The sequence below is a fragment of the Pseudomonas wayambapalatensis genome, from assembly GCF_049942315.1.
GTDB lineage: Bacteria > Pseudomonadota > Gammaproteobacteria > Pseudomonadales > Pseudomonadaceae > Aquipseudomonas > Aquipseudomonas wayambapalatensis.
Genome location: NZ_JBNFMU010000044.1, coordinates 1 through 5,736, shown reverse-complemented (window position 1 = coordinate 5,736; position 5,736 = coordinate 1). Strand labels below are relative to the sequence as shown.

The following is a 5,736-nucleotide window of genomic DNA, read 5'->3' as shown; positions in this document are numbered from 1 at the left end:
GTGGTGTTTTTTGTGGGGGCCTTTTGGGGGGCAACCCCGCTTCCGTGGGTTTGTTGGGGGCTGCGGTTCTTGGGGGGTTGGTTTTCCCCGCGAAAGGGCCTTTGCAAGCGCCATCAATCCCACCCGAAAGCCCTCGAACAAACCTCTGATCAAAAGTTGCTCAAACCTCGAGCCATTTCCGCTATAATTCGCGCCCCTCATTTTCGGCAGGCCCCGGGCGCGCTGTTAACTCAATGAAACTTATCGTCAAAGTCTTCCCAGAGATCACCATCAAGAGCCGGCCGGTGCGCAAGCGCTTCATCCGCCAGCTCGGCAAGAACATCCGCAACGTGCTCAAGGATCTGGATCCGGAGCTCGTGGTCGATGGTGTCTGGGATAACCTCGAAGTGGTCACCCGCATCGAGGACGAGAAGATCCAGCGCGAGATGATCGAACGCCTGACCTGCACCCCAGGGATCACCCACTTCCTGCAGGTGCAGGAATATCCGCTGGGCGACTTCGACGACATCGTCGACAAATGCAGGCAGCACTTCGGCCACCTGCTGGCCGGCAAGCGTTTCGCTGTGCGCTGCAAGCGCGGTGGCCACCACGACTTCACCTCGATGGACGTCGATCGCTACGTCGGCAGCCAGCTGCGCCAGCAGTGCGGCGCCGCCGGCATCGACCTGAAGACCCCCGAAGTGATGGTGCGCATCGAGATCCGCGATCAGCGCCTGTACGTCATCCACAACCAGCACAATGGCATCGGCGGCTACCCGTTGGGTGCGCTGGAGCAGACGCTGGTGCTGATGTCCGGTGGTTTCGACTCCACCGTGGCCGCCTACCAGATGATGCGCCGCGGCCTGATGACCCACTTCTGCTTCTTCAACCTCGGTGGCCGTGCCCACGAGCTGGGGGTGATGGAAGTCGCGCACTACCTGTGGAAGAAATACGGCAGCAGCCAGCGCGTGCTGTTCATCAGCGTGCCGTTCGAAGAAGTGGTCGGCGAGATTCTCGGCAAGGTCGACAACAGTTATATGGGCGTGACGCTCAAGCGCATGATGCTGCGTGCCGCGGCGCGCATGGCTGACCGCCTGGAAATCGACGCCCTGGTCACCGGCGAGGCGATCTCGCAGGTTTCCAGCCAGACCCTGCCCAACCTTGCGATCATCGATTCGGCCACCGACAAGCTGGTGCTGCGCCCGCTGCTGGCCAGCCACAAGCAGGACATCATCGATACCGCCTACCAGATCGGCACCGCCGATTTCGCCAAGCACATGCCCGAGTACTGCGGCGTGATCTCGGTGAACCCGACCACCCATGCCAAGCGCCACCGCATGGAGCATGAAGAGAAGCAGTTCGACATGGCGGTGCTCGAGCGCGCCCTGGAGCGCGCCAAGCTGATCTCCATCGACCACGTGATCGACGAGCTGGGCAAGGATATCGAGATCGAGGAAGTGGCCGAGGCGCTGCCGGGCCAGATCGTCATCGACATTCGTCACCCTGACGCCCAGGAAGACGAACCGCTGCAGATCGACGGCGTCGAAGTCCAGGCACTGCCGTTCTACGCGATCAACAGCAAGTTCAAGCAGCTCGATGCCAACCGCCAGTACCTGCTTTATTGCGACAAGGGTGTGATGAGCCGTCTGCACGCACACCACCTGCTCAGTGAGGGACATGCCAATGTGCGTGTTTATCGTCCGGCATAAGACGCCAGGGCTGTATGGCGGCAGCATCCGCCATCGCCCTCCCGACCTGCGGGCCCGCTGAGCCTTTTACCTTCATATTGGCTGCCTAGACTGGCGGCAAACCGAATCCTCTGCACGAGATACAGTTGTGATCGAAAATCTGCGTAACATCGCCATCATCGCCCACGTTGACCATGGTAAAACCACCTTGGTCGACAAACTCCTGCGCCAGTCCGGCACCCTGGAGCGTAACGAGCTCAACGACGAGCGCGTCATGGACTCCAACGACCAGGAAAAAGAGCGCGGCATTACCATTCTGGCGAAGAACACCGCCATCAACTGGAACGGCTACCACATCAACATCGTCGACACCCCCGGCCACGCCGACTTCGGTGGCGAGGTTGAGCGTGTCATGTCGATGGTCGACTCGGTGCTGCTGCTGGTCGATGCCCAGGACGGCCCGATGCCGCAAACCCGCTTCGTCACCAAGAAAGCCTTCGAAGCCGGCCTCAAGCCAATCGTCGTGATCAACAAGGTCGACCGTCCGGGCGCGCGTCCTGACTGGGTTCTGGACCAGATCTTCGACCTGTTCGACAACCTCGGTGCCACCGACGAACAGCTGGACTTCAAAGTCGTCTACGCCTCGGCCCTGAACGGCATCGCCGGTCTGGACCACACCGAAATGGGTGAGGACATGACCGCGCTGTACCAGTCGATCGTCGACAACGTACCGGCGCCGGACGTTGACCGTGAAGGTCCGTTCCAGATGCAGATCTCGGCTCTGGACTACAACAGCTTCCTCGGTGTTATCGGCGTTGGCCGTATCGCCCGTGGTCGCGTCAAGCCGAACACCCCGGTTGTCGCCATCGACACCAACGGCAAGAAGCGCAACGGCCGTATCCTCAAGCTGATGGGCCACCACGGCCTGCACCGCGTCGACGTCGAAGAAGCCCAGGCTGGCGACATCGTCTGCATCAGCGGTTTCGACGAGCTGTTCATCTCCGACACCCTGTGCGCACCGGACGCGGTAGAGGCGATGAAGCCGCTGACCGTCGACGAGCCAACCGTTTCGATGACCTTCCAGGTCAACGACTCGCCGTTCTGCGGTAAAGAAGGCAAGTTCGTCACCAGCCGCAACATCAAGGACCGTCTGGACAAGGAGCTGCTGTACAACGTAGCCCTGCGCGTTCAGGAAACCGATTCCCCTGACAAGTTCAAGGTATCGGGTCGTGGTGAGCTGCACCTGTCGGTTCTGATCGAAACCATGCGTCGCGAAGGCTTCGAGATGGCCGTTGGTCGTCCTGAAGTGATCATCCGCGAAGTGGATGGCGTGAAGCAGGAACCGTTCGAGAACGTCACCATCGACATCCCTGAAGAATCCCAGGGCAAGGTCATGGAAGAGATGGGCCTGCGTAAGGGCGACCTGACCAACATGGTCCCGGATGGCAAAGGCCGTGTTCGCCTGGAGTACAACATCCCGGCCCGTGGTCTGATCGGTTTCCGTAACCAGTTCCTGACCCTGACCAACGGTGCAGGCATCCTGACCTCGATCTTCGATCGCTACGACACCATGAAGTCGGGCCAGATGTCCGGCCGTCTGAACGGTGTTCTGGTTTCGGTCGAGACCGGCAAGGCCCTGACCTACTCGCTGGAAACCCTGCAGGCGCGCGGCAAGCTGTTCGTCGAGCACGGCCAGGAGATCTACAACGGTCAGATCATCGGTCTGAACAGCCGTGACAACGATTTGGGCGTTAACCCGACCAAAGGCAAGAAGCTCGACAACATGCGTGCTTCGGGCAAGGACGAAGTCATCGCCCTGGTTCCGCCGGTTCGCCACACCCTGGAGCAGGCCCTGGAGTTCATCCAGGACGACGAGCTGTGCGAAGTCACACCGAAGTCGATCCGTCTGCGCAAGAAGATCCTGGACGAAGGCGAGCGTACCCGCGCTGCCAAGAAAGCCAAGAACTGAGTTAGCTCAGGCTGAATGAAAACGCCCCCGGTCGAAAGGCCGGGGGCGTTTTTGTTGGTGGCGTTATCGAACTCCTGTCATCGGAGTGTTGGTTTATATGAGGCAGCGGACGATAACGTTGCTTTTCTATGTGGGAAATTGCCCCGCGCCAGCGTGAGATTTAAATTTTCGTTCCTGTTAATAATCTTGGATGTGGGTAAGTTATAGAAAAGCAAGGTGTTTTTCTTTCCTAGGGGCATTTCTAGGTGTCTATGCAAATGGACAGACAAGTGGCCAGGATGGTCCCATTCATCGTGACAATACGTCCGAGGCACCTGGGCGAACGGTGATGCTGTTCTGTAGTGAGCACTGGGCTACCTGTTGGGGAGGGGAGTTGATGTTTTATGACTACGACAAGGAAAACATCGTCATGTCAGTTCAGCCCAAACCTCGAAGAGTTGTCATTTTCAATGGAGAGATACCGCACGTAGCACGGGCTCCGGCAGCGAACTGCAATAGGCTGCGCATGAGCATCGCATTCAAGACGCTGATCAGGGAGTCGCAAACATGGCCCGATCAGTCGAAATTATCTTAGGGTATGTCGATACGCCCGTCGGTGCAGGCGCGGCGGCCAGCTCGCTTATAGATCAATACAACAGCGACAAGAAGGGCTTTTCCCTGGTGAACCAAAGTGCCCAGACAGGTGCTGCGGTCGCAAGCGTTACGTCGATTGTGAGGCTGACGGCGGGGTTCACACCGTTTCTGAATATAAAGACGAATACGTTAGCGGCGACCACTGTGTTGCTGAAAATTACGGCAGAGTATCGCCAGGATCAGAAATTTGATTCTGGAGATGTATTGAGCTTGGTTGGGAATGTCGCAGGGGTTGTTGGAAGTGTTGCTTTATTGGCCGGTTCTGGGCCTGTTGCAGTTGTCTTGACCGGTGTAGGTGTTTTTACTAATGTGGCGGGAGTGGTCGGGAGTGATGCTGCGAAAAATTTGTATGATTCGTTGTTGTCACCTGTACTGGAGAAATATTTCGTTGCAGATCCAGGTGTTGCTTATCCAGATTACTGGGTGGCACCGGATTTGACGCTTGCATCTTTGGGGCAGATTAGTGCAGCCTATTCGGGCCGGATTGCAGTAAGTAATTGGGATCCCGATACTCAGGTGGTGTTGCTCGGTAGTGATCATTCTCATACTTACGGTGTGATGGGGGGTAGTGGGGGGAGTGGGTATGTTGAAAATGGTGCTGGACCTGGTCAGGTAGTCGAACCCAGCGGTAATTCTATAGGGGTAGGGCCTTTGATTTTTCCAGTGCCTGAGTCACCAGGCTGGAGTATTGATATTGGTCCTTTTGAGATCATCCAACCTGGCATGGGTCTTGGAGGGGGCGATAAATATCACTGATGATGGACTAGATCAAGTGGCTGTCCATGGAGGGGCGTATGGCTTCATTTGCCGAGTTTTATAAGATACTCAAGGCGTCCCCTCCATTGAGGCGTATTAAGTTGCTTTTGCTTGTCATGGTTTGTCTGGTGGCCAGTGCCGCACTATATTTTAGTGGGTGGGAAGTCTACCGCATGCCTGATGTCTCTAGACAGACGGTTATTGAAGGGCGGGTATCCGGTTATCCAAGTAGCTGGGAACACAACCGTTCGATCGTGAGGTTCGCCGTTGCGTACAAGTTGGATGGAGTCACAGAGGGAAAACCTATCTATCTCTACCAAAAGCTGTACGAGCAGTCGGGTTTACGGATTAATTCCAAGGTCCTCCTGAATGTGGAGCGCCTGGAAGAAGGCAGTATGGTTCGTGAACTTGCTACGTTGGACGGACGGGTTCTCTACAATGACCGGCTCCACCGACAGGTTGTCGCCTGGAACAATAAATCGATAAGAGCCATAGTGGTGATGTTGGGGTTGGTGTCGATCCTCATCGCACTCGCTATGTTGGTGATCGCTGTGCGTCATCGGCGCGAGCTTTTTCAGGCCGGATGACCCGCTCGCGCAAGAAGATCCTCGACGAAGGCGAGCGTACCCGCGCTGCCAAGAAAGCCAAGAACTGAGTTAGCTCAGGCTGAATGAAAACGCCCCCGGTCGAAAGGCCGGGGGCGTTTTTGTT

Annotated in this window: 5 protein-coding genes; all 5 read left to right on the top strand. The window is 57.0% G+C overall.

Annotation, left to right across the window (positions count from 1 at the left end):
• Positions 1-233: 233 nt before the first annotated feature.
• The 5 genes from thiI to ACPZMI_RS01195 all read left to right on the top strand — a co-directional run bounded on the left by thiI (position 234) and on the right by ACPZMI_RS01195 (position 5,612).
• Positions 234-1,688, top strand: coding sequence for a tRNA uracil 4-sulfurtransferase ThiI (gene thiI, locus ACPZMI_RS01215; protein WP_186710208.1), 1,455 nt, complete (start codon positions 234-236; stop codon positions 1,686-1,688).
• A 127-nt stretch (positions 1,689-1,815) separates the two neighbouring features.
• Positions 1,816-3,636 (top strand): translational GTPase TypA, encoded by a 1,821-nt coding sequence (typA, locus tag ACPZMI_RS01210; RefSeq protein WP_186665747.1) that lies wholly within the window; start codon positions 1,816-1,818, stop codon positions 3,634-3,636.
• A 190-nt stretch (positions 3,637-3,826) separates the two neighbouring features.
• Positions 3,827-4,210, top strand: coding sequence for a 2OG-Fe(II) oxygenase (locus tag ACPZMI_RS01205; RefSeq protein WP_426351522.1), 384 nt, complete (start codon positions 3,827-3,829; stop codon positions 4,208-4,210).
• Positions 4,183-5,025, top strand: coding sequence for a hypothetical protein (locus ACPZMI_RS01200; protein WP_426351521.1), 843 nt, complete (start codon positions 4,183-4,185; stop codon positions 5,023-5,025). The genes ACPZMI_RS01205 and ACPZMI_RS01200 overlap by 28 nt, the downstream gene beginning before the upstream one ends.
• A gap of 38 nt (positions 5,026-5,063) precedes the next feature.
• Positions 5,064-5,612: a hypothetical protein gene (locus ACPZMI_RS01195; RefSeq protein WP_186665750.1), complete on the top strand. Its 549-nt coding sequence runs from the start codon at positions 5,064-5,066 to the stop codon at positions 5,610-5,612.
• Positions 5,613-5,736 lie beyond the last annotated feature (124 nt).

Coding starts and splice junctions, on each gene's coding strand:
- thiI (WP_186710208.1), top strand. CDS start 234: ATGAAACTTATCGTCAAAGTCTTCCCAGAGATCACCATCAAGAGCCGG.
- ACPZMI_RS01195 (WP_186665750.1), top strand. CDS start 5,064: ATGGCTTCATTTGCCGAGTTTTATAAGATACTCAAGGCGTCCCCTCCA.
- ACPZMI_RS01200 (WP_426351521.1), top strand. CDS start 4,183: ATGGCCCGATCAGTCGAAATTATCTTAGGGTATGTCGATACGCCCGTC.
- ACPZMI_RS01205 (WP_426351522.1), top strand. CDS start 3,827: ATGTGGGTAAGTTATAGAAAAGCAAGGTGTTTTTCTTTCCTAGGGGCA.